General features: G+C 71.7%; 24 protein-coding genes and 1 riboswitch. Of the genes, 11 read left to right on the top strand and 13 right to left on the bottom strand.

The window, feature by feature from the left end; all coding sequences use genetic code 11:
- Positions 1-36: 36 nt before the first annotated feature.
- Positions 37-822, top strand: coding sequence for a glucosamine-6-phosphate deaminase (nagB, locus tag ACH414_RS08415; protein ID WP_382537525.1), 786 nt, complete (start codon positions 37-39; stop codon positions 820-822).
- Positions 823-915: 93 nt separating this feature from the next.
- On the opposite strand, the gene ACH414_RS08410 is transcribed toward nagB, so the two are convergent.
- From ACH414_RS08410 to ACH414_RS08395, 4 genes are all read right to left on the bottom strand, one after another.
- Complete coding sequence (locus ACH414_RS08410; protein ID WP_391769504.1) at positions 916-2436, bottom strand: glycoside hydrolase family 3 protein; 1521 nt, start codon at positions 2434-2436, stop codon at positions 916-918.
- 10 nt (positions 2437-2446) lie between these two features.
- Positions 2447-3310 (bottom strand): carbohydrate ABC transporter permease, encoded by an 864-nt coding sequence (locus ACH414_RS08405; protein ID WP_382537519.1) that lies wholly within the window; start codon positions 3308-3310, stop codon positions 2447-2449.
- Complete coding sequence (locus ACH414_RS08400) at positions 3307-4296, bottom strand: carbohydrate ABC transporter permease (RefSeq protein ID WP_398941245.1); 990 nt, start codon at positions 4294-4296, stop codon at positions 3307-3309. The genes ACH414_RS08405 and ACH414_RS08400 overlap by 4 nt, the downstream gene beginning before the upstream one ends.
- A gap of 75 nt (positions 4297-4371) precedes the next feature.
- Positions 4372-5655: an extracellular solute-binding protein gene (locus ACH414_RS08395; RefSeq protein WP_382537513.1), complete on the bottom strand. Its 1284-nt coding sequence runs from the start codon at positions 5653-5655 to the stop codon at positions 4372-4374.
- A 284-nt stretch (positions 5656-5939) separates the two neighbouring features.
- Here ACH414_RS08395 and ACH414_RS08390 point away from each other — a divergent pair, with 284 nt between their 5' ends.
- From ACH414_RS08390 to ACH414_RS08365, 6 genes are all read left to right on the top strand, one after another.
- The gene (locus tag ACH414_RS08390; protein ID WP_382538433.1) at positions 5940-6704 is read left to right on the top strand and encodes a GntR family transcriptional regulator; all 765 of its coding nucleotides are present in this window, start codon (positions 5940-5942) and stop codon (positions 6702-6704) included.
- A 114-nt stretch (positions 6705-6818) separates the two neighbouring features.
- Complete coding sequence (locus ACH414_RS08385) at positions 6819-7073, top strand: DUF3311 domain-containing protein (protein WP_382537510.1); 255 nt, start codon at positions 6819-6821, stop codon at positions 7071-7073.
- On the top strand, positions 7070-8695 hold the full coding sequence (gene mctP / locus ACH414_RS08380) for a monocarboxylate uptake permease MctP (RefSeq protein WP_382537508.1): 1626 nt from the start codon (positions 7070-7072) through the stop codon (positions 8693-8695). Before ACH414_RS08385 ends, mctP begins: the two co-directional genes overlap by 4 nt.
- A gap of 76 nt (positions 8696-8771) precedes the next feature.
- On the top strand, positions 8772-9281 hold the full coding sequence (locus ACH414_RS08375; protein ID WP_398941242.1) for a GNAT family N-acetyltransferase: 510 nt from the start codon (positions 8772-8774) through the stop codon (positions 9279-9281).
- Positions 9282-9363: 82 nt separating this feature from the next.
- Positions 9364-9441, top strand: a riboswitch (cobalamin riboswitch).
- A 151-nt stretch (positions 9442-9592) separates the two neighbouring features.
- Positions 9593-11947 (top strand): ribonucleoside-diphosphate reductase subunit alpha, encoded by a 2355-nt coding sequence (locus ACH414_RS08370; protein WP_382537503.1) that lies wholly within the window; start codon positions 9593-9595, stop codon positions 11945-11947.
- A complete protein-coding gene (locus ACH414_RS08365) occupies positions 11947-12963 on the top strand; it encodes a ribonucleotide-diphosphate reductase subunit beta (protein ID WP_382537500.1) in 1017 nt (338 codons plus the stop codon). The genes ACH414_RS08370 and ACH414_RS08365 overlap by 1 nt, the downstream gene beginning before the upstream one ends.
- A 67-nt stretch (positions 12964-13030) precedes the next feature.
- Here ACH414_RS08365 and def read toward each other — a convergent pair whose 3' ends face one another.
- The 8 genes from def to ACH414_RS08325 all read right to left on the bottom strand — a co-directional run bounded on the left by def (position 13031) and on the right by ACH414_RS08325 (position 20399).
- On the bottom strand, positions 13031-13660 hold the full coding sequence (gene def / locus ACH414_RS08360) for a peptide deformylase (protein ID WP_382537497.1): 630 nt from the start codon (positions 13658-13660) through the stop codon (positions 13031-13033).
- 67 nt (positions 13661-13727) lie between these two features.
- On the bottom strand, positions 13728-14708 hold the full coding sequence (locus ACH414_RS08355; RefSeq protein ID WP_382537495.1) for a tetratricopeptide repeat protein: 981 nt from the start codon (positions 14706-14708) through the stop codon (positions 13728-13730).
- Between the two features lie 79 nt (positions 14709-14787).
- Positions 14788-16002, bottom strand: coding sequence for an HD-GYP domain-containing protein (locus ACH414_RS08350; RefSeq protein ID WP_382538430.1), 1215 nt, complete (start codon positions 16000-16002; stop codon positions 14788-14790).
- Positions 16003-16103: 101 nt separating this feature from the next.
- The gene (locus ACH414_RS08345; protein ID WP_398941508.1) at positions 16104-17522 is read right to left on the bottom strand and encodes an HD-GYP domain-containing protein; all 1419 of its coding nucleotides are present in this window, start codon (positions 17520-17522) and stop codon (positions 16104-16106) included.
- Between the two features lie 152 nt (positions 17523-17674).
- Positions 17675-17977 (bottom strand): mycothiol system anti-sigma-R factor, encoded by a 303-nt coding sequence (gene rsrA / locus ACH414_RS08340; protein WP_382537493.1) that lies wholly within the window; start codon positions 17975-17977, stop codon positions 17675-17677.
- Positions 17974-18627: a sigma-70 family RNA polymerase sigma factor gene (locus tag ACH414_RS08335; protein ID WP_046907349.1), complete on the bottom strand. Its 654-nt coding sequence runs from the start codon at positions 18625-18627 to the stop codon at positions 17974-17976. Before ACH414_RS08335 ends, rsrA begins: the two co-directional genes overlap by 4 nt.
- Positions 18628-18906: 279 nt before the next feature.
- A complete protein-coding gene (locus ACH414_RS08330) occupies positions 18907-19539 on the bottom strand; it encodes an alpha/beta family hydrolase (protein WP_382537490.1) in 633 nt (210 codons plus the stop codon).
- Positions 19540-19583: 44 nt separating this feature from the next.
- Complete coding sequence (locus tag ACH414_RS08325; RefSeq protein ID WP_382537487.1) at positions 19584-20399, bottom strand: SOS response-associated peptidase; 816 nt, start codon at positions 20397-20399, stop codon at positions 19584-19586.
- Positions 20400-20449: 50 nt separating this feature from the next.
- Between ACH414_RS08325 and ACH414_RS08320 the strand changes: the two genes are divergently transcribed.
- The 4 genes from ACH414_RS08320 to ACH414_RS08305 all read left to right on the top strand — a co-directional run bounded on the left by ACH414_RS08320 (position 20450) and on the right by ACH414_RS08305 (position 23948).
- Positions 20450-21145 carry a M50 family metallopeptidase gene (locus tag ACH414_RS08320; protein WP_398941239.1) on the top strand — a complete coding sequence of 232 codons (696 nt, stop codon included), beginning with the start codon at positions 20450-20452 and terminating at the stop codon, positions 21143-21145.
- Between the two features lie 20 nt (positions 21146-21165).
- A complete protein-coding gene (aroA, locus tag ACH414_RS08315; protein WP_382537482.1) occupies positions 21166-22518 on the top strand; it encodes a 3-phosphoshikimate 1-carboxyvinyltransferase in 1353 nt (450 codons plus the stop codon).
- Positions 22519-22521: 3 nt separating this feature from the next.
- Positions 22522-23532, top strand: coding sequence for a ribosome small subunit-dependent GTPase A (gene rsgA / locus ACH414_RS08310; protein WP_398941237.1), 1011 nt, complete (start codon positions 22522-22524; stop codon positions 23530-23532).
- A 92-nt stretch (positions 23533-23624) separates the two neighbouring features.
- Complete coding sequence (locus tag ACH414_RS08305) at positions 23625-23948, top strand: DMT family transporter (protein WP_382537476.1); 324 nt, start codon at positions 23625-23627, stop codon at positions 23946-23948.
- On the opposite strand, the gene ACH414_RS08300 is transcribed toward ACH414_RS08305, so the two are convergent.
- Positions 23914-24156 (bottom strand): hypothetical protein, encoded by a 243-nt coding sequence (locus tag ACH414_RS08300; protein WP_398941235.1) that lies wholly within the window; start codon positions 24154-24156, stop codon positions 23914-23916. The two genes, ACH414_RS08305 and ACH414_RS08300, sit on opposite strands and share 35 nt — an antisense overlap.
- Positions 24157-24222 lie beyond the last annotated feature (66 nt).

The following is a 24222-nucleotide window of genomic DNA, read 5'->3' as shown; positions in this document are numbered from 1 at the left end:
TCCTTTCCAGCCCCTCACCAGATCGGCAGGCACAGCGTGGAAGTTGTCATCGTCAAGGACGCCAAGGCGGGCGGCGAGCTGATCGCGGACGGCATCGCCGACCTCCTGCGCCGCAAGCCGGACGCGCTGCTCGGCGTGGCCACCGGATCGACCCCGCTGCCCATCTACGACGCCCTGACCGCCAAGGTCGCGGCCGGCTCCGTGGACGCCTCCCGCGCCCGCATCGCCCAGCTGGACGAGTACGTGGGGCTGCCCGCCGGGCACCCCGAGTCCTACCGCTCCACGGTGCTCCGCCAGGTCGTCGAGCCGCTCGGGCTCTCCCAGGACGCCTTCATGGGCCCCGACGGCTCCGCCGAGGACGTCCAGGCGGCCTGTGAGGCCTACGACCGGGCGCTCGCCGAGGCCGGCGGCGTCGACCTCCAGATCCTGGGCATCGGCACCGACGGGCACATCGGCTTCAACGAGCCCTGCTCCTCGCTCGCCTCCCGCACCCGGATCAAGACGCTCACCGAGCAGACCCGGGTCGACAACGCGCGCTTCTTCGACGACGACATCGACCAGGTGCCGCACCACGTCATCACCCAGGGCATCGGCACCATCCTGGAGGCCCGCCACCTGGTGCTGCTCGCCACCGGCGAGGGCAAGGCCGAGGCCGTGGCGCAGACGGTCGAGGGCCCGGTCGCCGCGCTCGTGCCGGCCTCCGCGCTCCAGCTGCACCCGCACGCGACCGTCGTCGTGGACGAGGCCGCCGCCTCCAAGCTGAAGCTCGCGGACTACTTCCGCCACACCTTCGCGAACAAGCCGGCCTGGCAGGGCATCTAGCGCCCGCCGTTCCCGCCCGGCCCGGAGCCCACGCGAGAGGGGCCCGGCACCTGGATCAGGTGCCGGGCCCCTCTCGCGTACGCGACCCGCGGGCTAGCGGCCGACGATCGCCTCCGCCGCGGCGCGGCCGCAGACCCGGGCGGCGCCGTGCGTGGCGATGTGCAGGGCCCCGCGGGGCCCCGACTCGTCGAGGCCCATCTCGACCACCACGGTGTCCGGGCGGGCCGCGAGCAGGGCGTCCAGGGCATTGGTCATCCACGGGTGCCGGTGGGCGTCCCGTACGACCGCGACCAGGCGCCGCTCCCCCGCCGCGGCGAGGACGGTGTCCACCGGGGCGTCGGCGCCGTAGGAGCCGGTCTCGGTGCCCGGGAGCAGCCGCTCCAGTTCGGCGGCGATGCCCCAGGGGGTCTCGTCGCCGACCGCGAAGTTCGCGACCGGGGTGAAGGCGGCGACATAGGGCGCGCCCGTCATCGGCTCGTACGGGCGCTCCCCCGGCGTCAGCCTGAGGGCCCTGCGGGCCGCGACGAGACCGACGTCGGTGCCGGGCGCGGTCCCCTCCTGCACTGCCGCGCCCGGCCCCGATCCAGCCCCCCGAGCCCGGTGCGCCTGGGTCCAGGCCGCCAGGGCGCGTACACGCGCCGCGGCGTCGGCCAGCCGCTCCTCGGGCAGTTCACCGGTCCGTACCGCGTTCACCAGCGCATCGCGCAGGCGCAGTACGGTGTCCTCGTCGGCCAGCCCGCCGCCGACGCAGATGGCGTCGGCGCCCGCGGCGATCGCGAGGACGGATCCGCGCTCGATGCCGTACGTCGACGCGATGGCCTGCATCTCCATGCCGTCGGTGACGATCAGCCCCTCGAAGCCCAGCTCCCGGCGGAGCAGACCGGTGAGGATCTGCGGGCTCAGGGTGGCCGGACGCGTGGGGTCGAGCGCGGAGAGCAGGATATGCGCGCTCATCACGGCTTTGGTACCCGCGGCGATGGCGGCGCGGAAAGGTACCAGCTCACGGGCGTGCAGTGTGTCGAGGTCCACATCGATGCGGGGCAGCGCGTGGTGCGAATCGACATTGGTGTCGCCGTGCCCGGGGAAGTGCTTGGTGCAGGCGGCGACGCCCACGGCCTGGAGGCCGTCGACATAGGCGACGGTGTGCCGGGCGACCAGCTCGGGGTCGGCGCCGAAGGAGCGCACCCCGATGACCGGGTTGTCGGCGTTGGAGTTCACGTCGGCGGAGGGCGCCCAGTTGAGGTCCACCCCGCACTCGGCGAGCCGGCGGCCGAGCTCGCGGGCGACGGCCCGGGTGAGCTCGACGTCGTCGACGCTGCCGAGCGCGTAGTTGCCGGGGAAGGAGGAGCCCTCGTTCACCTCGAGGCGGGTGACGTCGCCGCCCTCCTCGTCGATGGCGACCAGGACGTCGTCACGCTCGGCGCGCAGTTGCGCGGTGAGGGTGGCGAGCTGCTCGGGGGCGACGATGTTGCGGCCGAAGAGGCCGACCGAGGAGAGTCCCTCGCCGATGCGGCGGAGCAGCCAGTCGGGCGCGGTGGTGCCGACGAAGCCCGGCTGGAGGACGGTGAGGGCGTCCCGGGTCAGGGTGTCCGAGCCGCTTACGAGAATGGTCATGGGGCGGACGTCATCCCTTCACTGCGCCGGCCGTCAGGCCAGCGGCCATCTTGCGCTGGACGAGGAGGAAGAGGATCACGATGGGGACGGCCATCATGGTCGAGCCGGCCATCATCGGGGCGTACTCGGTGCCGTTCTTGGTGATGAAGTTGGAGAGCCAGACGGTGGCCGTCTGGTTCTGCTGGCTCATCAGCATCAGGGCGTACAGGTACTCGTTCCAGGCCTGGATGAAGCCGTAGACCGAGGTGGCGACCATGCCCGGGGCGAGCAGCGGGAAGACGACCCGGATGAAGGCGCCGGTGGGGGTGCAGCCGTCGACCTGCGCGGCCTCCTCCAGCTCCTTGGGGATGTTGACGATGAAGCCGCGCAGCGTCCACACCGTGAAGGGCAGGATGAAGGTCAGGTAGGTGATGATCAGGCCGCTGAGCTTGTCGTACTGCCCGAGGTCGTTGAGCAGCAGGAAGACCGGGATGATCATCGCGACGAGCGGGACCATCTGGACGGCGAGGATGCCGACGATGACGATCTTGCGGCCGCGGAAGGCGAAGCGGGAGATGGCGAGGGCGGCGAGCAGGCCGACCGCGATGCCGATGACGACCACGACGGTCGAGACGACCAGGCTGCGGACGACCGGTCCCCAGAAGTCCGCGATGTCCAGGGCGCGCTTGAAGTTCTCGAGCGTGAAGGTGGACGGGAAGAAGTGCGGGTCGGGGTCGATCGCGTCCTTGGCCGGCTTGAAGGCCGTGTTGAGCATCCAGTAGACGGGGAAGCCGGCGGTGACGAAGACGAGGAGACCGAGCAGGTTCCAGCCCAGCTTCGACTTGCGCGGGCGGCGCGGGGCGCGGGGGGCCGCGGTGGCCTTGACGGTGCTCACTCGACATCTCCGATCTTGAGCATCTGGCGCATGTACACCGCCACGACGCCCAGCAGCAGCAGGACCGTGACGAGCGCGATCGCGGAGCCGGTGCCGTAGTCGTTGACGACGAACGCCTTGTCGAACGAGTACGTGGTGAGCAGCTGGAACTCGGCCTCGGGGTGGCCGTTGCGCATCACGTAGACCTGCGGGAAGACACCCATGTCCCAGATCACCGAGAGCGTCGTCAGCATGACGAGGATGGGCTTGAGGATCGGCAGGGTGACGTAGCGGAAGACCTTCCAGGCGCCGGCGCCGTCGAGGCGGGCGGCCTCTTCGAGCTCCTTGGGCACCTGGGTGAGGCCGGCGCTCAGGGTGATCACGACGAAGGGCACGGCGCCCCAGACCACCAGGAGCATGATCACGGCGAGGCCCTGCGGGCCGCTGGCGAACCAGTTGTGGCCGATCATGTCGACCCCGGGCAGCCGGCTGAGCAGCCAGTTGAGGACGCCGTAGTCGGCGTCGAAGAGCCACTTGAAGATGGCGGTGGCCACGATGATGGGCATGCCCCAGCTCGCCACGAGGACGATGTTGATCAGGAGCTTGACCCAGCCCGAGACGCGCTGGAGGAGCAGGGCGATGGCCATGCCGACAACCATGGTGACGATCACGGCGCCGGCGGCGAAGATCACCGTGCGCAGGACGACGGTCCAGAACTCGCCGTCGCCGAGGATGTTCGTGAAGTTCGACAGGCCGGCCGACTCGGCCTCCTGGAAGCCCCACAGCTGCGGCTGTCCGAACTTCTGGAACGAGAGGGTGATCAGGCGGATCAGCGGATAGCCGAGCACCAGGAGGAGCACGAGCAGACATGGCGCGAGGAGCAGCCATGGAATCCCGGCCCCGCTCGTGGACTTCCCGCGCGGGGCGGGGGTACCGGCTCCGGAGCCGGATGGTGGCGATTGCCGCACCGGCGGCACCTTCGCGGTGGTTGTGTCTGCGGCACTCATCCCGTGCTCCTCAGCGATCCCTCTCGTGGTACGGGCGGCAGGGCCCCGCCGCAGTGGCGGGGCCCTGCCCATAGGTCACTTGGTGTTGATGACCTTGTCGATCGCGGCGTCGGCGTCCTTGGCCGCCTGCTCGACCGACTTCTTGCCGTTGGCGATCTCGATGAGCATCGTCTTGAGGGTCTGGGCCTTCTCGACCTGGCCCCAGCCGGGGGCGGTCGGGACGAACCAGCTGGACTCGGCCGCGGTCGCCGCGACGGTGGTGGCCGGGTCGCTCTTCAGCGGGGCGAGGTCCGCCTTGTTGTTCGGCAGGTTGCCCTTGCCGATGAGGCCCTTCTGGCCCTCGGGGCCGGTGAAGGCGGCGATCCACTCGGCCGCGACGCCCTGCGCCTGGGACTTGACCGGGATGGCCAGGTCCGAGCCGCCGAGGAAGACGGGGAGGTTCTTGCCGGACGGGCCGGGCATGACGAAGTTCTCGAGCTTGTCCTTCAGACCGCCGACCTTGTCGGTCTTCGGGTCGGCGGCGGTGGCGCCCTCCCAGCCGGCGGCGAACATCGTCGCGGACTTGCCCTGGCCGAAGACGACGGGACGGTCGGACTCGTCCTTCGTCTTGTCGCCGTGCATGTACTTGTCGACGATGTTCTTGTACTCGGTGAGGCCCTTGACGGACTCGGGCGAGGAGAGGTTCGCCTTCCAGGTCTCGCCGTCCTGCTTGGCGATGGAGCCACCGGCCTCGAAGACGAAGGACATCGCGGCGTACCAGTCCGGCGAGGGCTGGTACCAGGCGCTGAACTTGTCGCCCTTCTTGGCCTGGATCTTGTCGAGGGCGGCGGTCAGCTCGGCCCAGGTCTTCGGCGCGGTCTTGACGCCCACCTCGGCGGCGATGTCCTTGCGCCAGGTGCCCACGCGGCCACCGGCGTAGTAGGGGACGCCGTAGGTCTTGCCGTTGTAGGTGACCGAGTCCTTGAGCGCGTCGAGCCACTTGTCGGAGTTGTCGAACTTCGACGGGTCGACCTCGGCGAAGGCGCCCTTGGCCATGTAGCTGATCATCTCGGTGTTGCCCATCTCGACAACATCCGGGGCCTTGTCGGTCGCGAGCACCGCGTCGAGCTTGGTGTTCTTGTCCGGCCAGCCGTAGTACTCGTGCTTGATCTTGATGCCCGGGTGCTTCTTGGTCACCGCGTCGTCGGCGGCCTTGACCAGCTCGGGCCAGTTGTTCTGGGCGTCGACCGTCAGCCAGACGGTGAGCTCCTTGGCGTCGCCGCCGGCCTTCGCCCCGCCCTTGTCGTCGGAGCCACCACACGCGGCAATGCTGACCATCATGCCCGCGACGCCGATCGCCGCGATGAGCTTGCGCTTCACGCCACCCTCCTCAGGGATGCTGCAACCCCTGCCCACCGCGCGAAGACATACGTCGAGTAATGCTCGTGGGGCTGGGACCTGGTCTTTAATGGTGTAGACCAGTACCGGGAGCTTGGCCTAGACCTTTAGGGGTGTCAAGGGTGTATAAGAAGGGCAGTCGGGTCCGTTATCGGACCGACACCTGAGGGAGGGCGACGACCCGTGACCGGTCCGTGCCACCATGTGAGCCGCGACAGACGGAGGAGCCGGTGACGGCAGCAGCACAGGAGTCGGGAAGGCAGGCCATGGCCACGGACGCGGGCAGCACGGAGACAGAGGGCGGCGCCGCCACCCGCACCGCGCGCGTGCCCAAGTACTACCGACTGAAGCGGCACTTGCTCGACATGACGGAGACCCTGCCGCCCGGCACGCCGGTCCCGCCCGAGCGCACCCTCGCCGCCGAGTTCGACACCTCGCGCACCACCGTGCGCCAGGCGCTCCAGGAGCTGGTGGTCGAGGGCCGCCTGGAGCGGATCCAGGGCAAGGGCACCTTCGTGGCCAAGCCCAAGGTCTCCCAGGCCCTCCAGCTCACCTCGTACACCGAGGACATGCGGGCGCAGGGCCTGGAGCCCACCTCGCAGCTCCTCGACATCGGGTACGTCACCGCCGACGACACCCTCGCCGGACTGCTCGACATCTCCCCCGGCGGCCGGGTGCTGCGGATCGAGCGCCTGCGCCTGGCGAGCGGCGAGCCGATGGCCATCGAGACCACCCACCTGTCCGCCAAGCGCTTCCCCGCGCTGCGGCGTTCGCTGGTGAAGTACACCTCGCTCTACACGGCGCTCGCCGAGGTGTACGACGTGCACCTGGCCGAGGCCGAGGAGACCATCGAGACCTCCCTCGCCACCCCGCGCGAGGCCGGACTGCTCGGCACGGACGTGGGCCTGCCGATGCTGATGCTCTCCCGGCACTCCCTGGACGCCCAGGGCGAACCGGTCGAATGGGTGCGATCGGTGTACCGCGGCGACCGCTACAAGTTCGTCGCCCGCCTCCAGCGCCCCAACGACTGACCGGCACCGCCGACTGACGCCCGATCCGTTATACGGACAGGGGTTCCTAACAACGAGACCGTCCCCTAGATTTCCCCGTCATTACGAGGTGATCAGTGAGGGGACGGTTTCGCCATGTCAGAAGCGACACAAGGGAAACAACCGGTCATCACACCGCTGAGGGTGGTGGTCGCGCTCTGCCTCTTCGCGCCGTTCGTCGCGATGCTCTGGGTGAGCTCCTACGCGAAGGTGGACCCGACCTTCATCGGCATCCCGTTCTTCTACTGGTACCAGATGCTGTGGGTCGTCGTCTCCACCGGACTCACCATGCTCGCCTACCAGCTCTGGAAGCGCGACCAGCGCGCCCGCAAGGGAGGTGACGCGCGATGAAGGACGGCGTGAACGGCGTCGCGCTCGGCGTCTTCGTCTTCTTCTTCCTGGCCGTCACGGTCATGGGCTTCCTGGCCGCCAAGTGGCGCCGGGCCGAGAACGAGCACAGCCTCGACGAATGGGGCCTGGGCGGGCGCTCGTTCGGCACCTGGATCACCTGGTTCCTGCTCGGCGGCGACCTCTACACCGCGTACACCTTCGTCGCCGTCCCGGCGGCCATCTACGCGGCGGGCGCGGCCGGCTTCTTCGCCGTGCCGTACACGATCCTGGTCTACCCGCTGATCTTCACCTTCCTGCCCCGCCTGTGGTCGGTCTCCCACAAGCACGGCTACGTCACCACCTCCGACTTCGTCCGCGGCCGCTTCGGCTCCAAGGGCCTGTCGCTGGCGGTCGCCGTCACCGGCATCCTCGCCACCATGCCGTACATCGCGCTCCAGCTCGTCGGCATCCAGGCCGTCCTGGACGTGATGGGCGTCGGCGGCGGCGAGAACACCAACTGGTTCGTCAAGGACCTGCCGCTGCTCATCGCCTTCGGTGTCCTCGCGGCCTACACGTACTCCTCCGGCCTGCGCGCCCCGGCGCTCATCGCCTTCGTCAAGGACACCCTGATCTACATCGTCATCGCGGTGGCGATCATCTACATCCCGATCAAGCTGGGCGGCTTCGACGAGGTCTTCGGCAAGGCGGCCGAGGCGTACAAGACGGTCAACCCGGCCACCGGCAAGCCCAAGGGCGCGCTCGTGCCCGGCGAGGCCGGTCAGTGGACGTACGCGACGCTGGCGCTCGGCTCCGCGCTCGCGCTCTTCATGTACCCGCACTCGATCACCGCGACGCTCTCCTCCAAGAGCCGTGAGGTGATCCGCCGCAACACCACGATCCTGCCGCTGTACTCGCTGATGCTGGGCCTGCTCGCGCTGCTCGGCTTCATGGCGATCGCCGCCGGCGTGAAGGTCACCAACGGCCAGCTCGCCATCCCGCAGCTCTTCGAGAACATGTTCCCGGCCTGGTTCGCGGGCGTGGCCTTCGCCGCCATCGGCATCGGCGCGCTGGTGCCGGCCGCGATCATGTCGATCGCCGCGGCCAACCTGTTCACGAGGAACATCTACAAGGACTTCCTCAAGCCGGACGCCACCCCCAAGCAGGAGACCAAGGTCTCCAAGCTGGTCTCCCTCCTGGTGAAGGTGGGCGCCCTGGTCTTCGTCCTCACCATGGACAAGACCGTCGCCATCAACTTCCAGCTGCTCGGCGGCATCTGGATCCTGCAGACCTTCCCGGCGCTGGTCGGCGGTCTGTTCACCCGCTGGATGCACCGCTGGGCGCTGCTCGCCGGCTGGGCCGTCGGCATGGTCTACGGCACCGCCGCCGCGTACGGCGTGGCCAGCCCCACCCAGAAGCACTTCGGCGGCTCCTCCGCCGAGATCCCGGGCATCGGCGAGATCGGCTACATCGGCCTCACCGCCTTCGTGCTGAACGTGCTGGTCACCGTGGTCCTCACCCTCGTCCTGAAGGCCGTCAAGGCGCCCGACGGCGTCGACGAGACCTCGCCCGCCGACTACACGGCGGACGCGGGCGACGCGGGTGTCGCCACCGAGCTCCCGACGGTCGGCGCCGCCGGGCACTGAGCCCCCTGGCGTCCGCTCCGCCCGCCCCCGGAAACCCGGCGGCGGGCGGAGTCGTGCCGGGGGCACACTGTCCGCCATGGACTTCACGATCAGAACGGTGCGCCCCGAGGAGTACGAGACGCTCGGCGAGCTCACCGGCCGGGCCTACCTCGACGACGGGCTGCTCGCCTTCGGCGACAGCGACTGGTACCTGAACCACCTGCGGGACGTGGCCGGGCGGGCCGCGCTGACGGATGTGCTGGTGGCCGTCGACGAGAAGGGCGCCGTCCTGGGCGGTGTGACCTTCGTCCCGGGCCCGGGGGCGATGGGCGACATCGCCCGCGAGGGCGAGGCCGCGATCCGGATGCTGGCCGTCGGCCACGCGGCCCGCGGCCGAGGGGTCGGCGAGGCGCTCGTCCGGGCCTGTGTCGAGCGCGCGCGGGCCGTCCCGGGCTGCGCGCGGATCGTCCTGTCCACCCAGGAGAACATGCGCACCGCCCACCGCATCTACGAACGCCTCGGCTTCCTGCGCGTCCCCGAGCGGGACTGGCGCCCCATCCCCGAGGAGCCCGAGTTCGTACTGCTCACCTACGCCCTGGAGTTCTAGCCCGACCGAACGACACACAACATGTGGGGGGTGCCAAGAGAGGCGCCCCCCACATGTATGCTCGTCCTCGCTGTCGCCGCAGGGGAATCCGGTGAAAATCCGGAACTGTCCCGCAACGGTGTGCTTTTGCGTGTTTCGCGTACGGGTGAGTCCGAGCACCTGCCGACAGCGCGCCCGGTCCGTCCGTTCCGGGTGCCGACAGACGTCCGGGCCTCGCGGAATGGGCCGGTGGACGCGGCGCCGCCATGCCTTCGGCCCGCCCGTCCCCGCCTCCCGTCCTGGCCCCGGGCCGAGCGAGGGAGAGCCCCCACGTGACCATCGCGCCCGCCGATCCGGCCGCAGCGATCGAGAACGACGGACCCGGGACCGTACTCCTGCGGACCCTGACCGATCTCACCGCCGACCTGCCGGACACCGACCCCGGCAAGGTCGCCGCCGCCGCGCTGCGCGGCCGCAGCGCGGGCTCGGACGAGGCGGAGCTGCGCGAGCTGGCCACCGAGGCCGCCGCCGGGCTCATCGCCGAGGACCCGGCCTACTCCCGGCTCGCCGCCCGGCTGCTCACCCGCACCGTCGCCGACGAGGCGGCCGGCCAGGGCGCGGTCTCCTTCTCCGCCTCCGTCGCCGTCGGCCACCGCGAGGGCCTGATCGCCGACCGCACGGCCGAGTTCGTCGCCCTGCACGCCGAGCGCCTGGACACGCTGATCGACCCGGCCGGCGACGACCGCTTCGGCTACTTCGGCCTGCGCACCCTCTACTCGCGCTACCTGCTGCGCCACCCGATCACCCGCAAGGTGATCGAGACCCCGCAGCACTTCATGCTGCGCGTCGCCTCCGGTCTGGCCGAGGACACCTCGGACCGCGCCGTGGACGAGGTGGCGGCGCTGTACGGGCTGATGAGCCGGCTGGACTACCTGCCGTCCTCCCCCACCCTCTTCAACTCCGGCACCCGCCACCCGCAGATGTCCTCCTGCTACCTGCTGGACTCCCCGCAGGACGAGCTGGACTCCATCTACGACCGCTACCACCAGGTCGCGCGCCTGTCGAAGCACGCGGGCGGCATCGGCCTGTCGTACTCCCGCATCCGCGCCCGCGGTTCGCTGATCCGCGGCACCAACGGGCACTCCAACGGCATCGTGCCGTTCCTGAAGACGCTCGACGCCTCCGTCGCCGCGGTCAACCAGGGCGGCCGCCGCAAGGGCGCCGCCGCGGTCTACCTGGAGACCTGGCACGCGGACATCGAGGAGTTCCTGGAGCTCCGCGACAACACCGGCGAGGACGCCCGCCGCACCCACAACCTGAACCTGGCGCACTGGATCCCGGACGAGTTCATGCGCCGGGTCAACGCCGACGCCGAGTGGTCGCTGTTCTCCCCGGCCGACGTGCCCGAGCTGGTCGACCTGTACGGCGAGGAGTTCGACGCCGCGTACCGCAAGGCGGAGGCCGCGGGCCTGGCCAAGAAGTCCATGCCGGCCCGTGACCTGTACGGCCGCATGATGCGCACCCTCGCGCAGACCGGCAACGGCTGGATGACCTTCAAGGACGCGTCCAACCGCACCGCCAACCAGACCGCCGAGCCCGGCACGGTCGTCCACTCCTCGAACCTCTGCACCGAGATCATCGAGGTCACCAACGACGGCGAGACCGCCGTCTGCAACCTGGGCTCCGTCAACCTCGGCGCGTTCGTGGCCGGTTCGGACATCGACTGGGAGCGCCTGGACGAGACCGTCCGCACCGCGGTCACCTTCCTCGACCGGGTCGTCGACATCAACTTCTACCCGACCGAGCAGGCCGGCCGCTCCAACGCCCGCTGGCGCCCGGTGGGCCTGGGCGCGATGGGCCTCCAGGACGTCTTCTTCAAGCTGAAGCTGCCGTTCGACTCGGCCGAGGCGCGCGCGCTGTCCACCCGGATCGCCGAGCGGATCATGCTCGCCGCGTACGAGGCCTCCGCGGACCTCGCCGAGCGCAGCGGCCCCCTCCCGGCCTGGGACAAGACCCGCACCGCGCAGGGCGTCCTGCACCCCGACCACTACGACGTCGAGCTGAACTGGCCGGAGCGCTGGGCCGCGCTGCGCGAGCGGATCGCCGCCGTCGGCATGCGCAACAGCCTTCTGCTGGCCATCGCGCCGACCGCGACGATCGCCTCGATCGCGGGCGTCTACGAGTGCATCGAGCCGCAGGTCTCCAACCTGTTCAAGCGCGAGACGCTGTCCGGCGAGTTCCTCCAGGTCAACTCGTACCTGGTCGACGAGCTGAAGCGGCTCGGCGTGTGGGACGCGCAGACCCGCGAGGCGCTGCGCGAGTCCAACGGCTCGGTGGCCGACTTCGGCTGGGTGCCGGCCGAGGTGCGCGAGCTGTACCGCACGGCCTGGGAGATCCCGCAGCGCGGTCTGATCGACATGGCAGCCGCCCGCACCCCGTTCCTCGACCAGTCGCAGTCCCTGAACCTGTTCATGGAGACGCCGACCATCGGCAAGCTGTCGTCGATGTACGCGTACGCCTGGAAGCAGGGTCTGAAGACCACGTACTACCTGCGCTCCCGCCCGGCGACCCGGATCGCCCGCGCCGCCCAGGCCGCGGCGCCCATCCCCGTCCAGCAGGCGACGCCCGACGCGGACGCCATCGCCTGCTCCCTTGAGAACCCCGAGTCCTGCGAGGCCTGCCAGTAATGAGCTCCACCGAGAACAAGAACCTGCTCGACCCGGGCTTCGAGCTGACTCTCCGTCCCATGCGCTACCCGGACTTCTACGAGCGCTACCGGGACGCGATCAAGAACACCTGGACCGTCGAGGAGGTCGACCTCCACTCGGACGTCGCCGACCTCGCCAAGCTCACCCCCGGTGAGCAGCACATGATCGGGCGTCTGGTCGCCTTCTTCGCGACCGGCGACTCGATCGTGGCCAACAACCTGGTCCTGACGCTCTACAAGCACATCAACTCCCCCGAGGCGCGGCTCTACCTCTCGCGCCAGCTCTTCGAGGAGGCCGTGCACGTCCAGTTCTATCTGACGCTGCTCGACACCTACCTCCCCGACCCGGACGACCGGGCGGCGGCCTTCGCGGCCGTCGAGAACATCCCCTCCATCCGCGAGAAGGCGCAGTTCTGCTTCAAGTGGATGGACTCGGTCGAGAAGATCGAGCGGCTGGAGACGCAGGCCGACCGCCGGCGTTTCCTGCTCAACCTGATCTGCTTCGCCGCCTGCATCGAGGGCCTGTTCTTCTACGGCGCCTTCGCCTACGTGTACTGGTTCCGGTCGCGCGGCCTGCTGCACGGCCTGGCCACCGGCACCAACTGGGTGTTCCGCGACGAGACGATGCACATGAACTTCGCCTTCGAGGTCGTGGACACCGTCCGCAAGGAGGAGCCGGAGCTCTTCGACGACGAGCTCCAGGCGCAGGTCACCGCGATGCTGCGGGAGGCCGTCGAGGCGGAGCTGCAGTTCGGCCGCGACCTGTGCGGTGACGGCCTGCCGGGCATGAACACCGAGTCGATGCGCGAGTACCTCCAGTGCGTCGCCGACCAGCGCCTCACCCGCCTGGGCTTCGCCCCGGTGTACGGCTCGGAGAACCCGTTCGCCTTCATGGAGCTCCAGGGCGTCCAGGAGCTGACCAACTTCTTCGAGCGCCGCCCGTCCGCCTACCAGGTGGCGGTCGAGGGCTCGGTGGACCTGGACGAGGACTTCTAGAGGCCCCCATGCCGAAGGGCCCCGCTCCACGCCGGGAGCGGGGCCCTTCGGCGTACCTGCGGGCCGGTCAGTCGTTCGGGACGACCGGGTAGCGCGGGGTGCCCTCGGCCATCTGCCTCAGGGCGTCCTTGCGGTCGCGCTTGGAGAGCTTGTCGATGTACAGGAAGCCGTACAGGTGGTCCGTCTCGTGCTGGAGGCAGCGGGCGAAGTAGCCCGTGCCGCGCACCTTGATCGGGTTGCCCTTCGCGTCCTGGCCGTGCACCTCGGCGTAGTCCGGGCGGGCCAGCTCCGCGTAGGCGGTCGGCACCGAGAGGCAGCCCTCGTTGGACTCGTCGAGCACGCGGAGCTCGGCCGGCAGCTCCTGGAGGACCGGGTTGCAGACGGCGCCGACGTGCCGGACGCCCTCGTCGTCCATGCAGTCGTAGACGAAGACCTTCAGGTCCACGCCGATCTGGTTCGCGGCCAGGCCCACGCCCTCGGCGGTGCGCTGGCTGGCGAACATGTCGTCGATCAGCTGGGCCAGTTCGTCGTCGAACTCGGTGACGTCCTTGCACTCCCGGTGGAGCACGGGGTTGCCGACGACCGTGATCGGACGCGAGGTGCCCCGCTCGCGGTGTGCGAGCTCACGCGCCTCGCAGTCCTCCGTGTCCACGACGAAGCCGTCGTTGATCTGCTCGTCCGTCTCCTGCTGCGCCATGTCCGGCCGCGCCCTTCTGAAAACCCGATTCCGTCGGAGGACAGCCTACGGGCCCGGCGCCCCCGCCTCAGCAGACCTCTTCGAGATCACGCCACTCGCGGCTGTCCGGGCTGTCGGCGACCCAGCCGTCGAGCAGCCCGCGCACCAGGCCCGCGGGGGCGGCGATGCCGCACTCGCGCTCCGGCACCCACAGCTCGCCGGGCGAACGGTGGCCGAGCGGTCCGGGATGCCCGGGCTCGCTGTGGTCGTGCGGGTCCAGGTGCTCGCCCTCGCCCTCGGCGCTGGGCATCGTCGACTCCGAGCAGGCCCGGCAGAGCAGGCGTACGGAGGAGGACCAGTCCTCGGCGGCGAAGCCCGCGTCGGCGGCCAGCTGCTCCAGCGCGTCCCGGTCGGCCTCGGTGGCGGCCTCCAGGAGGACGACCCAGGTCGGCACCGGCGAGGGCGCCCACAGCTCGATCTCGTCGAAGACCGGGTACGAGGGGCCCGCGGTGGTGGTCCGCTCGCCGTTCGGGACGCCGTCGTGCAGCACGACCTCGCCCCAGCGGCGGCCCGAGGAGGGCAGCGGGATGGACAGCACCTCGATCCGGGCCGGGTCGAGCCGGCGGCCCCACACGACCTCGGCCTCGCCCTCCGGGGAGAGCCGCACGGCCGCGCTGCCGAGCTCCATCCCGGCCGGCTCACCGGTGCCCGCGGCGGCGCCGGGGACCTTCAGGCCGTAGGCCTGCCAGGCCCGGCGGGCCAGCGGCCAGTCCTGGAGCGCGGTGGCGGCGATGCCGACGTTCCACCAGTCGGGGGCGCCGGTCTCCTTGTCGAGCAGCGCCACGGCCCGCAGCCCGGCGGCCCTGGCCTGCTCCCAGTCGTGCCGGAACTTGTGCAGCAGCGCCAGGTTGAACCAGGACTCGGAGAGCCAGGGCTCCAGGTCCGCCGCACGCGTCAGCAGCGCGCCCGCGTCCTCGTACCGGCCGTCGCCGATCAGCGTGAACGCGCGGTCGGTGGCCTGCCGCCACGAGGCGGAGGGCCGATGCCGTACCTTCCCGAAGATCCTCACGATTCCCGCCTGCCGGTCGCTTCACCCTCTTGTTCGCATCCAACCATGCCCGGTCGGACGCGCGCTCATTACCCATGGGTTACCCCGGGGGGACTGGGGCGATGCCCCTGGTGGCACTGGTTCGGGCGAGCACCCTGGCGAGGGATTCGACGACGTCGGGGTGGTAGTCGCGGGCGGTGCCGAGCCGGAGGCGCTCCAGGGCCCCGAGGCCGCCGCCCGCGGTGGTGGCGGCCAGGTCGTCGTAGGCGTTGACGACCCGGACGATCCGGGCCGGCAGCGGCTGGTCGCGGTAGGGGTCGGCCTGCCGTTCCACGACGACGGCGACGGCCGCCGCGACCCCGGTCTGCCGGACCACGGCGCCGCCGAGCAGGGCGATCCTGCGCTGCTCCTCGGCCGGGAGCAGGGCGGTCGCACCGCCCTCGACGGGGTCGACGAGGGAGAGCTGTCCGATGTCGTGCATGAGCGCCGCGTATTCGAGGACGGTCAGCGCGGAGCCGGTCAGGCCCAGCTCCCGGCCGACGGCCCGGCTGAGCTCGGCGACCCGGCGGGCGTGGCCCTGGGGGGTGCAGCCGGCGATCTCGGTGGCGCGGGCCAGGGAGGCGATGGTCTGCCGGTTGGTGGTCCGCACGGCCGCGTACCGCCGGTAGGAGACCTGCGTGAGCAGCAGCGGTACGGCGAAGACGGGCAGCGCCCACAGACCGGCGACGGCCACGCCGAGGGCCATGACGGTGCCGGTGGCGCAGACGGCGGAGCCGATGCCGGGCAGGGCGCGCAGCTCCTCGCGGAGCAGCGGGCCGTAGGGGTGGCCGGTGCGGGCGCGGTGCAGCAGGGCGGCCAGGACGGCGTCGCAGAGGGCGGTGAGGAGCAGCAGGAGGAGCAGGTACAGGGCGTAGGAGGGGCCGTGGCCGAGGCGGGCGGTGACGGCGCCGGTGTTGAAGAGCGGCTGGAAGCAGAGGGCGGCGAAGCAGACGGTGAGGACTCGGCGGGACAGGTGGTCGAGGTCGGGGCCGGCGCCGCGGGCCACATGGGGGACGATCCCGGCGAGGCCGGCCGCGACGGTGACGGCGACGGTCTGCAGGACGCCGTGGGTGGTGGTGTGGCCGGCGCTCTCGCCGAGCAGGGCGTACGCGAGGGCTCCGGCGGCGGCGAGCGGGGCGGGTTCGCGTTCGCCGGGCTGCGCGCCCCAGCGGGCGAGCTCGCCGAGGGCGATGAGGGCGCCGAAGGCGAGGGCGTTGCCGGGCTCCTCGACGCCGAGCCAGAGGGTGGTGCCGACGCCGGCGAGGGTGAGCAGCAGGGCGGCGCCGTGGACGACGCCGACGACGCCGACGACCCCGACGACGCCGAAGCGGCCCGCGCCCGCGGTGAGGCCTCCGCCGGGGGCCTGTCCGCCGCTCCTCACGCGTGCTCCTGGGCGGGCGCCGCGTCGGCGGGGGCCCCGGTGGGCTGGGCGGCGGCCGGGGCCGCGTCGTCGGGCCGTGGGGGGCGGGCGCCGGGCACGGGGGCGGCGGCCTCGTCGGCGGTGACCTCGGTCTGCCACCCGTGCCGGGCCAGGGCGCGGGCGAGGGCGTCGACCATGCGGGGGTCGAACTGGGTGCCCGCGCAGCGCCCCAGCTCGGCCAGGGCCGTCTCGACGGGGCGGGCGCGGCTGTAGGACCGGGTGGAGGTCATGGCGTCGAAGGCGTCGGCGACGGCGACCACCCGGGCGTACTCGGGGATCTGGTGGCCCTTGAGACCGTACGGGTAGCCGCTGCCGTCCATGCGTTCGTGGTGGTGGAGGATCGCGGTGCGGGCCTCGCCGAGGAAGCCGATGCCACGGACCATCTCGTGCCCGTACTCGGGGTGGAGCTCGATGATCCGGCGCTCCTCGGGGGTGAGCGGGCCGTCCTTGCGCAGCACCCGGGTGGGGACGCCGAGTTTGCCGACGTCGTGGAGGATGCCGGCGAACCGTACGACCTCCAGGCGGGGCTCGGCCATGCCCAGCTCCCGGGCGATCAGTTCGGAGGCGCGGCCGACGCGTTCGCTGTGGCCGCGGGTGTAGCGGTCCTTGATGTCGACGGCCTGGACGAGGGCCCGGATGGTGGCCTGGTGGGCGGCCCGCTCGCGGTGGTACTGGGCGAAGACCCAGCAGGAGATGTACATGGGCAGCAGCACGAAGAGCGCGGCGACCGGCCCGTAGGGGCTGCGCCAGAGCACGGCCATCATCAGTCCGGCGAGGCCGTGCACGGCGTGCGGGGCGAGGGTGCGGCCGAGCAGTCCGCGCCAGGCGGCCCGCGGCGGGAGCTGTTCGGCGGTGAGGCGGATGCCGCCGTCGAGGGCGGTGAGGGTGAGGCAGAGGGCGAGCGCGGCGGCCCCGGCCGGCAGCAGCGCGTACGGGAAGTCGGGGACGTCGGGCCCGACGCCGAGCGCGGAGCGGCAGTGGAAGAGCCGGGCAGCGCCGGAGGCGGCCCAGACGGCGAGGGCGAGTTGGGCGGCCCGCCAGGCACGGCGCACCCCGGCCGGCGGGCGTTCCACGCCGGCCAGGACGGCGCCGGGTAAGGCGGTGAGGGCGGCGGCCGCCGGGGGCAGGAGCAGCGCGGAGGCGAGCAGGACGGGGAAGAAGGAGCCCGCGGTGGGCGGGGCGTGGCCCACCGCCCGCGCGACGAGCGAGCAGCGGGCGGGCAGCTCGCAGGCCGCGTAGAGGGCGGCGAGCAGCAGAACGGTGGGCCAGGGGGTGCCGGCGCCGGGCCGTAACGCGGGCAGGGTGGCCGCGATGGCGGCGAGCAGGGCGCAGCCGACGTAGACGCGTGCCGTTCGCGGAATGACCTCGACGCCCATCACGCCCGTCACGCTAGCGAGTCGGGGCGCGGCCTACGGGCCGCCCGGGGCGATTCGCACCATCGGGTGATACAAGCCGATGGGCACACCGGGGACCGGCCCCGGCGGCCTCGGCCCGGGAGGCCCCGGTGTCCTCGGGCCCGGAGGGGCCCTTACTGCTCCTGGGGAGCGGTGGCCACGTCCTGCTCGGGGACGATGTGGCCGGATCGGATCAGGTCGATCCGGCCCATCACCTTGGCCCGCAGGTCGACCGGCACGTCATCGCTGCCGCAGCAGCGCTTGACGAGCTTCTTCACCGCCTGTTCGAGGCCGTACTTCTCCAGGCACGGCGAGCACTCCTCGAAGTGCACCTCGAACTTGGTGCAGTCGGTGTCGGGCATCTCTCGGTCGAGGAACTCGTAGAGATGGTCCAGGACCTCTGAGCAGTCCGTCTCGTGCGGATCTCCGCAGCTCATGAGCCCGAGCCTTTCAGATCGTGCGACTCTCCGGCGCCCGCGGGAACCAGCCCGCGGTCGCGAGCGTAGTCCTCGAGCATGCCGCGCAGCTGGCGGCGGCCCCGGTGCAGCCGGGACATCACCGTACCGATGGGTGTCCCCATGATGTCCGCGATCTCCTTGTACGCAAAGCCCTCGACATCGGCCAGATAGACGGCGATGCGGAACTCCTCGGGGATCGCCTGCAGCGCTTCCTTCACGTCGGAGTCAGGCAGGTGGTCGAGGGCCTGCGACTCGGCGGACCGCAGACCGGTCGACATGTGCGACTCGGCACGGGCGAGCTGCCAGTCCTCGATCTCCTCGGCAGCGGAGCGCTGGGGCTCGCGCTGCTTCTTGCGGTACGAGTTGATGAAGGTGTTGGTGAGGATGCGGTACAGCCACGCCTTGAGGTTGGTGCCCTCGCGGAACTGGTGGAAGGAGCCGTACGCCTTGGCGTAGGTCTCCTGCACCAGGTCCTCCGCGTCCGCGGGGTTGCGCGTCATGCGCAGCGCGGCCGAGTACATCTGGTCGAGGTAGCCGAGGGCGTCCCGCTCGAAGCGCGCGTTGCGCTCCTCGGTCGTCTCCTCGGGGCCGTCGTCGGTCCCTGTGTCGGTCCCAGTGACCGGACCCACCTCCTCCAGCGCTGCGGCGAACCCGAACGCGGACCCGCTCGCTTCGGAGGATAGACGAGGAACCGCTCCGCCCGCCGCCCGAACAGAGGCGACCTTGGGTGCGGGCAGCACCGTCCTGCCCCAGCCGTCGGCCGGGGGGACCCCCGCCAGGTCAGCGCCCTGCACACGCTCGGGGCAGATGGTCGAACCCATGCGACGGACTCCCTCTTCCTTTGCTCTTCACGCTCCGATGTCCCTCACAACAGCGGCCCCCCGCCCGGCATTCCCAGGCCCTCCGGCTCACCGAAGTGACGTGATCCACGCGGTCACTTCGCGCACGATCACCTCGACGGCACCGTCCTGCGAGAGGGGGGCGCTCTTGGCGACGGCGAAGCCGTGATCGCCGTACGGCACCTCCGCGAGCGTGTACGGGCCGTCCGGGAACTCGGCCGGCCTGCCGAAGGGGTCGTTGCCGCCCTGGACGACGAGGGTGGGCACCCCGGCGCCGAGGAGCTCGTCGGCCCGGGAGCGCTCCGGCTTGCCCGGCGGGTGCAGCGGGAAGCTCAGCGCGAGCACCGCGGCGGCGCCGAGCTCGGCGGCGGTGCGGCAGGCGACCCGGGCGCCGGCGCTGCGGCCGCCGGCGATGACCGGCAGGCCGGGGGCGGCGAGGGCGGGCCACAGACCGCGCCAGCCGGTGTCCAGGGTCTTCGGCGCGGGGGCGATCTTCTTGCCGGCCACCCGCCAGGGCTGCTCGACCAGCGCGACGCTCACGCCCTCGGCGGGCAGCGCCGCGGCCAGGGCCACCAGGTCGCGGGCCTCGATGCCGCCGCCGGCGCCGTGGCTGACGGCGAGCACGGTCCACGGCTTCTTCGCGGCGGCCCAGGTGATCCGGGCGTCCCCGGCGGCGGTCGGAACGATCTCGGTCTTGGTCACGCCCCCATCCTGCCGCGCGGGGCGGGGAAAACCGGCGCACGGAATCAGAACAGCGTGCCCACCTCCGGGCCCTCCAGCTCCGTCAGCAGCTCGGGCCCGTTGTTGCGCACGTTGCTGACCGCGGTCGCCACCGGGTAGGCGCGCATCAGCCCCTCGGGCGGCGGGGCGAGCAGCGAGCGCAGCTCGTCCAGGCCGGTGCGGTGCGGGTCGAGCCAGGCGTCCCAGCGGTCCGGGGTGAGCATCAGCGGCATCCGGGGGTGGATGTCGGCGAGCGAGCGCGGCCCCTCGGCGGGTGCGACGCCCAGCGGCCCGGTCTCGGCCTCGGTGGTCACCACGGAGCAGGTGACCCACCAGGCCGCGGGATCGCCGTCGGGCAGGGTCCGGTCGCGCCAGAACTCGTAGATCCCGGCCATCGCGAAGACCGAGCCGTCGGCGGGGGTCACGAAGTACGGCTGCTTGCGGGGCCGCTTCTTCTTGCCCTCGACCTCCAGGTCGCGCTCGCCCGCGCCGGTCACCCACTCGTAATAGCCGTCGGCGGGCAGGATGCAGCGGCGGGCCGCGAAGGCCTTCTTGAAGGAGGGCTTCTCGTGCAGGGTCTCCGCGCGGGCGTTGATCATCCGGGCGGCGCCCTCCGGGCTCTTCGCCCAGGACGGCACGAGCCCCCACTTCAGCGCGCGCAGCTGGCGAACCGGCCGGCGTGATTCCGCGTCTTTGAGAGGACGCTCCAGAACCGCGTAGACCTCCTTGGTCGGGGCCACGTTCCAGTCGGGGGCCAGGGTCTCCTCCGGCTCCCACTTCTCGACCTCGAAGACGTCCACCAGGTCCTCGGGGCGCCTGCTCGCCGCATACCGTCCGCACATGAGTGCCACACTGCCATCCCCGACCGCCGACCGAGGAGCCCGTCCGCGAAATGAGCCCTTCCCTGGACCTGCTCGGTACGCAGACCGCACCCGCGCAGTGGATCGTGATCGCCACGGCGGTGGCCGCGCTCGCCGCGGTCGTGCCCCGCGCGCTATGGCGCCTGTCCCGCAACGCGATCACCATCGCCCACGAGGGCGGCCACGGCCTGGTCGCGCTCGCCACGGGCCGGCGGCTCCAGTCGATCCGGCTGCACTCCGACACCAGCGGGCTCACCGTCTCGCGCGGGCGCCCCACCGGCCCCGGCATGATCCTGACGGCCGCCGCCGGCTACACCGCCGCCCCGCTGCTGGGCCTCGGCGGGGCCGCGCTCCTGGGCGCCCACCGGGTGACGCTGCTGCTGTGGCTGGCCACGGCGCTGCTGCTGGCGATGCTGGTGATGGTCCGCAACGCGTACGGGATCTTCACCGTGCTGCTCACCGGCACCCTGTTCCTGCTGGTGTCCTGGCTGACCGGCCCGGACGTCCAGTCGGCCTTCGCGTACGCGGTGGTGTGGTTCCTGCTGCTCGGCGGGGTCCGGCCGACCTTCGAGCTGCAGGGGAAGCGGCGGCACGGAGGGGCGCCCGACTCGGACGCCGACCAGCTCGGCCGGCTCACCCATGTGCCGCCCACGCTGTGGCTCCTGTTCTTCCACGCCGTCTCGATCTGCTCGCTGATCGGCGGAGGACGCTGGCTCCTGGGCGTGTAGTACCCCCGTAAAGTGAGGGCATGACCGAAAGCTCCGCGCACACCGATCCGCTCACCGGCCTCTGGCCCGCCCCGTATGCCGGCGGCGCCGTGGACGCCACCGTCACCGTGCCCGGATCGAAGTCGGTCACCAACCGCGCCCTGGTGCTCGCGGCGCTGGCCGCCGAGCCCGGCTGGGTGCGCCGGCCGCTGCGCTCGCGCGACACCCTGCTGATGGCGGAGGGGCTGCGCACCCTCGGCGTGCGGATCGAGGAGACCGTGTCGTCCAGCTCCGCCGTCGCGGGCGGCCCGGACGGCACCGGCGAGGCCTGGCGGGTCATCCCGGCCGGTCTGCGGGGCCCGGCGACCGTGGACGTCGGCAACGCCGGCACGGTCATGCGCTTCCTGCCGCCGGTGGCGGCCCTGGCCGACGGGCCGGTGCGCTTCGACGGCGACCCGCGCTCCCACGAGCGCCCGCTGCACGGCGTCATCGACGCGCTGCGCGCGCTCGGCACCCGGATCGACGACGACGGACGCGGCGCGCTGCCGATGACCGTGCACGGCGCCGGCTCCATCGAGGGCGGGGTCGTCGAGATCGACGCCTCCTCGTCCTCCCAGTTCGTGAGCGCCCTGCTGCTGTCGGGCGCGCGCTTCAACCAGGGCGTGGAGGTGCGGCACGTCGGCGGCCGGCTGCCCTCGCTGCCGCACATCCGGATGACGGTCGACATGCTGCGCGCGGTCGGCGCGCAGGTCGACGAGCCGGAGCACGGCGGGCGGCCCGACGTGTGGCGGGTGGCGCCGTCCGCGCTGCTCGGCCGTGACCTGGTGGTCGAGCCCGACCTGTCCAACGCGCAGCCGTTCCTGGCCGCCGCGCTGGTCACCGGCGGCCGGGTGACCGTGCCGGACTGGCCGGCGCGCACCACCCAGCCCGGTGACGCGCTGCGGGAGATCTTCACCGAGATGGGTGGCTCCTGCGAGCTGACCGAGCGGGGGCTGACCTTCACCGGCACCGGCCGGATCCACGGCATCGACGTGGACCTGGGCGAGGTCGGGGAGCTGACCCCGGGCATCGCGGCGGTCGCCGCGCTCGCCGACTCCCCCTCGACCCTGCGGGGCGTGGCGCACCTGCGGCTGCACGAGACCGACCGGCTCGCCGCGCTGACCAAGGAGATCAACGGGCTCGGCGGCGAGGTGACCGAGACCGAGGACGGTCTGCACATCCGCCCGCGCCCGCTGCGCGGCGGGGTGTTCCACACGTACCACGACCACCGGATGGCGACCGCGGGCGCGATCATCGGCCTCGCCGTGGAGGGCGTGGAGATCGAGAACGTGGCGACGACGGAGAAGACCTTGCCCGACTTCCCGAGGATGTGGACCGAAATGCTCGGAGTCTGAGGCATGCGGCACTACGGCAAGCGCACCGACGAGGACGACATCCGCCAGCGGCCCAACCGCAAGGGCAACCGGCCCCGCACCACGATCCGCCCCAAGCACGAGGACGCCGTCGAGGGCATGGTCCTCACCGTCGACCGCGGCCGGCTGACCTGTCTGGTCGACGACCGGGTCGTGCTGGCGATGAAGGCCCGCGAGCTGGGCCGCAAGGCCGCCGTGGTCGGGGACCGGGTGTCCCTGGTGGGCGATCTGTCGGGCGAGAAGGACACCCTGGCGCGGATCGTGCGGATCGGCGAGCGCAGTTCGGTGCTGCGCCGCACGGCCGACGACGACGACCCGTACGAGCGGGTGGTGGTGGCCAACGCCGACCAGCTGGCGATCGTGACGGCGCTGGCCGACCCCGAGCCGCGCCCGCGTCTCATCGACCGCTGTCTGGTGGCGGCCTTCGACGGCGGGCTCGATCCCTTCCTGGTGCTGACGAAGTCGGACCTGGCGCCGCCGGAGAAGATCCTGGAGCTGTACGGCGCCCTGGACATCCCCTACGTGGTGGTCAACCGCGAGGAGCTGTACGACGGCGGCGCGGCGGACCGGGTGCGCGAGCACCTGGGCGACCGGGTGACGGCCTTCGTCGGGCACTCGGGCGTCGGCAAGACGACGCTGGTGAACGCGCTGGTCCCCGAGGAGCGGCGGCGGGTCACCGGACACGTGAACGCGGTGACCGGCCGTGGCCGGCACACCACGACCTCGGCGCTCGCGCTGCCGCTGGACAAGGCCGAGGGCTGGGTCATCGACACGCCCGGCGTGCGCTCCTTCGGGCTGCACCACGTCGACCCCTCGCGGGTCATCCACGCCTTCCCGGATCTGGAGCCGGGGACGGAGGAGTGCCCGCGGGCCTGCAGCCACGACGAGCCGGACTGCGCGCTGGACGGCTGGGTGGCGGAGGGGCACGCGGATCCGGCCCGGCTCTTCTCGCTGCGGCGGCTGCTCGCGACGCGGGAGCGACGCGAGGGCGACTGATTCGCGCACGTTTGCGGGCGCCCACGCCTGGTAAGTGCATAATCGCACCAAGTGAGGCGAAGCAGTCACCGACGGCGTGGGAGGCACTGACGATGGCGTGGCTGCTGGTGGTGGTCGCGGGGATCCTGGAGACGGGTTTCGCGGTCTGCCTCAAGCTCTCGCACGGTTTCACCCGGCTGTGGCCGACGATCGCGTTCGCGGCCTTCGCGCTGGGCAGCTTCGGTCTGCTGACGCTGGCGCTGCGCAAGCTGGACGTGGGTCCGGCGTACGCGGTGTGGACGGGGATCGGGGCGGCCGGGACGGCGATCTACGGGATGGTCTTCCTCGGCGACCTGGTCTCCACCCTCAAGATCGTCTCGATCACGCTGGTGATCGTCGGCGTCATCGGTCTCCAGCTGTCCGGCTCGGCCCACTGAGCCGCTCGTGCCGGCGGCCGAGGAGGCCGAGCGCCACGACGGCCGCGAAGACCAGGACGGCGGCGACGATCCCCGCGGTGGTGCCGGTGAGGAGCAGGGTGCCCAGCACCACGGTCAGGGTGATGATGCCCCAGGTCGACGAGGTGAAGGCGTCGACGCGCAGCGCGAGTCGCAGCGCCCCCGAGGGCTCACGGTTCTCTTCGGTCATGACGGGACCTCCGGTGTTCGAGGGGGCCGGCCGGGTCGCACGCGGCCCGGCCGGCCCCTGGTCACG

The sequence above is a fragment of the Streptomyces sp. NPDC020422 genome (genome assembly GCF_044386705.1).
Taxonomy (GTDB): Bacteria; Actinomycetota; Actinomycetes; order Streptomycetales; family Streptomycetaceae; genus Streptomyces.
The sequence above is the reverse complement of the archived record's forward strand: the minus strand, read 5'-3'. Positions and strand labels throughout refer to the sequence as shown.

What these genes read in the sequence shown, in the direction of transcription:
- ACH414_RS08375 (WP_398941242.1), top strand. Translation starts at nt 8,772, where the DNA reads ATGGACTTCACGATCAGAACGGTGCGCCCCGAGGAGTACGAGACGCTC.
- ACH414_RS08305 (WP_382537476.1), top strand. Translation starts at nt 23,625, where the DNA reads ATGGCGTGGCTGCTGGTGGTGGTCGCGGGGATCCTGGAGACGGGTTTC.
- ACH414_RS08390 (WP_382538433.1), top strand. Translation starts at nt 5,940, where the DNA reads ATGGCCACGGACGCGGGCAGCACGGAGACAGAGGGCGGCGCCGCCACC.
- ACH414_RS08410 (WP_391769504.1), bottom strand. Translation starts at nt 2,436, where the DNA reads ATGACCATTCTCGTAAGCGGCTCGGACACCCTGACCCGGGACGCCCTC.
- ACH414_RS08385 (WP_382537510.1), top strand. Translation starts at nt 6,819, where the DNA reads ATGTCAGAAGCGACACAAGGGAAACAACCGGTCATCACACCGCTGAGG.
- mctP (WP_382537508.1), top strand. Translation starts at nt 7,070, where the DNA reads ATGAAGGACGGCGTGAACGGCGTCGCGCTCGGCGTCTTCGTCTTCTTC.
- ACH414_RS08325 (WP_382537487.1), bottom strand. Translation starts at nt 20,399, where the DNA reads ATGTGCGGACGGTATGCGGCGAGCAGGCGCCCCGAGGACCTGGTGGAC.
- ACH414_RS08300 (WP_398941235.1), bottom strand. Translation starts at nt 24,156, where the DNA reads ATGACCGAAGAGAACCGTGAGCCCTCGGGGGCGCTGCGACTCGCGCTG.
- aroA (WP_382537482.1), top strand. Translation starts at nt 21,166, where the DNA reads ATGACCGAAAGCTCCGCGCACACCGATCCGCTCACCGGCCTCTGGCCC.
- rsrA (WP_382537493.1), bottom strand. Translation starts at nt 17,977, where the DNA reads ATGAGCTGCGGAGATCCGCACGAGACGGACTGCTCAGAGGTCCTGGAC.
- ACH414_RS08400 (WP_398941245.1), bottom strand. Translation starts at nt 4,296, where the DNA reads ATGAGTGCCGCAGACACAACCACCGCGAAGGTGCCGCCGGTGCGGCAA.
- ACH414_RS08365 (WP_382537500.1), top strand. Translation starts at nt 11,947, where the DNA reads ATGAGCTCCACCGAGAACAAGAACCTGCTCGACCCGGGCTTCGAGCTG.
- def (WP_382537497.1), bottom strand. Translation starts at nt 13,660, where the DNA reads ATGGCGCAGCAGGAGACGGACGAGCAGATCAACGACGGCTTCGTCGTG.
- ACH414_RS08345 (WP_398941508.1), bottom strand. Translation starts at nt 17,522, where the DNA reads ATGGGCGTCGAGGTCATTCCGCGAACGGCACGCGTCTACGTCGGCTGC.
- rsgA (WP_398941237.1), top strand. Translation starts at nt 22,522, where the DNA reads ATGCGGCACTACGGCAAGCGCACCGACGAGGACGACATCCGCCAGCGG.
- ACH414_RS08320 (WP_398941239.1), top strand. Translation starts at nt 20,450, where the DNA reads ATGAGCCCTTCCCTGGACCTGCTCGGTACGCAGACCGCACCCGCGCAG.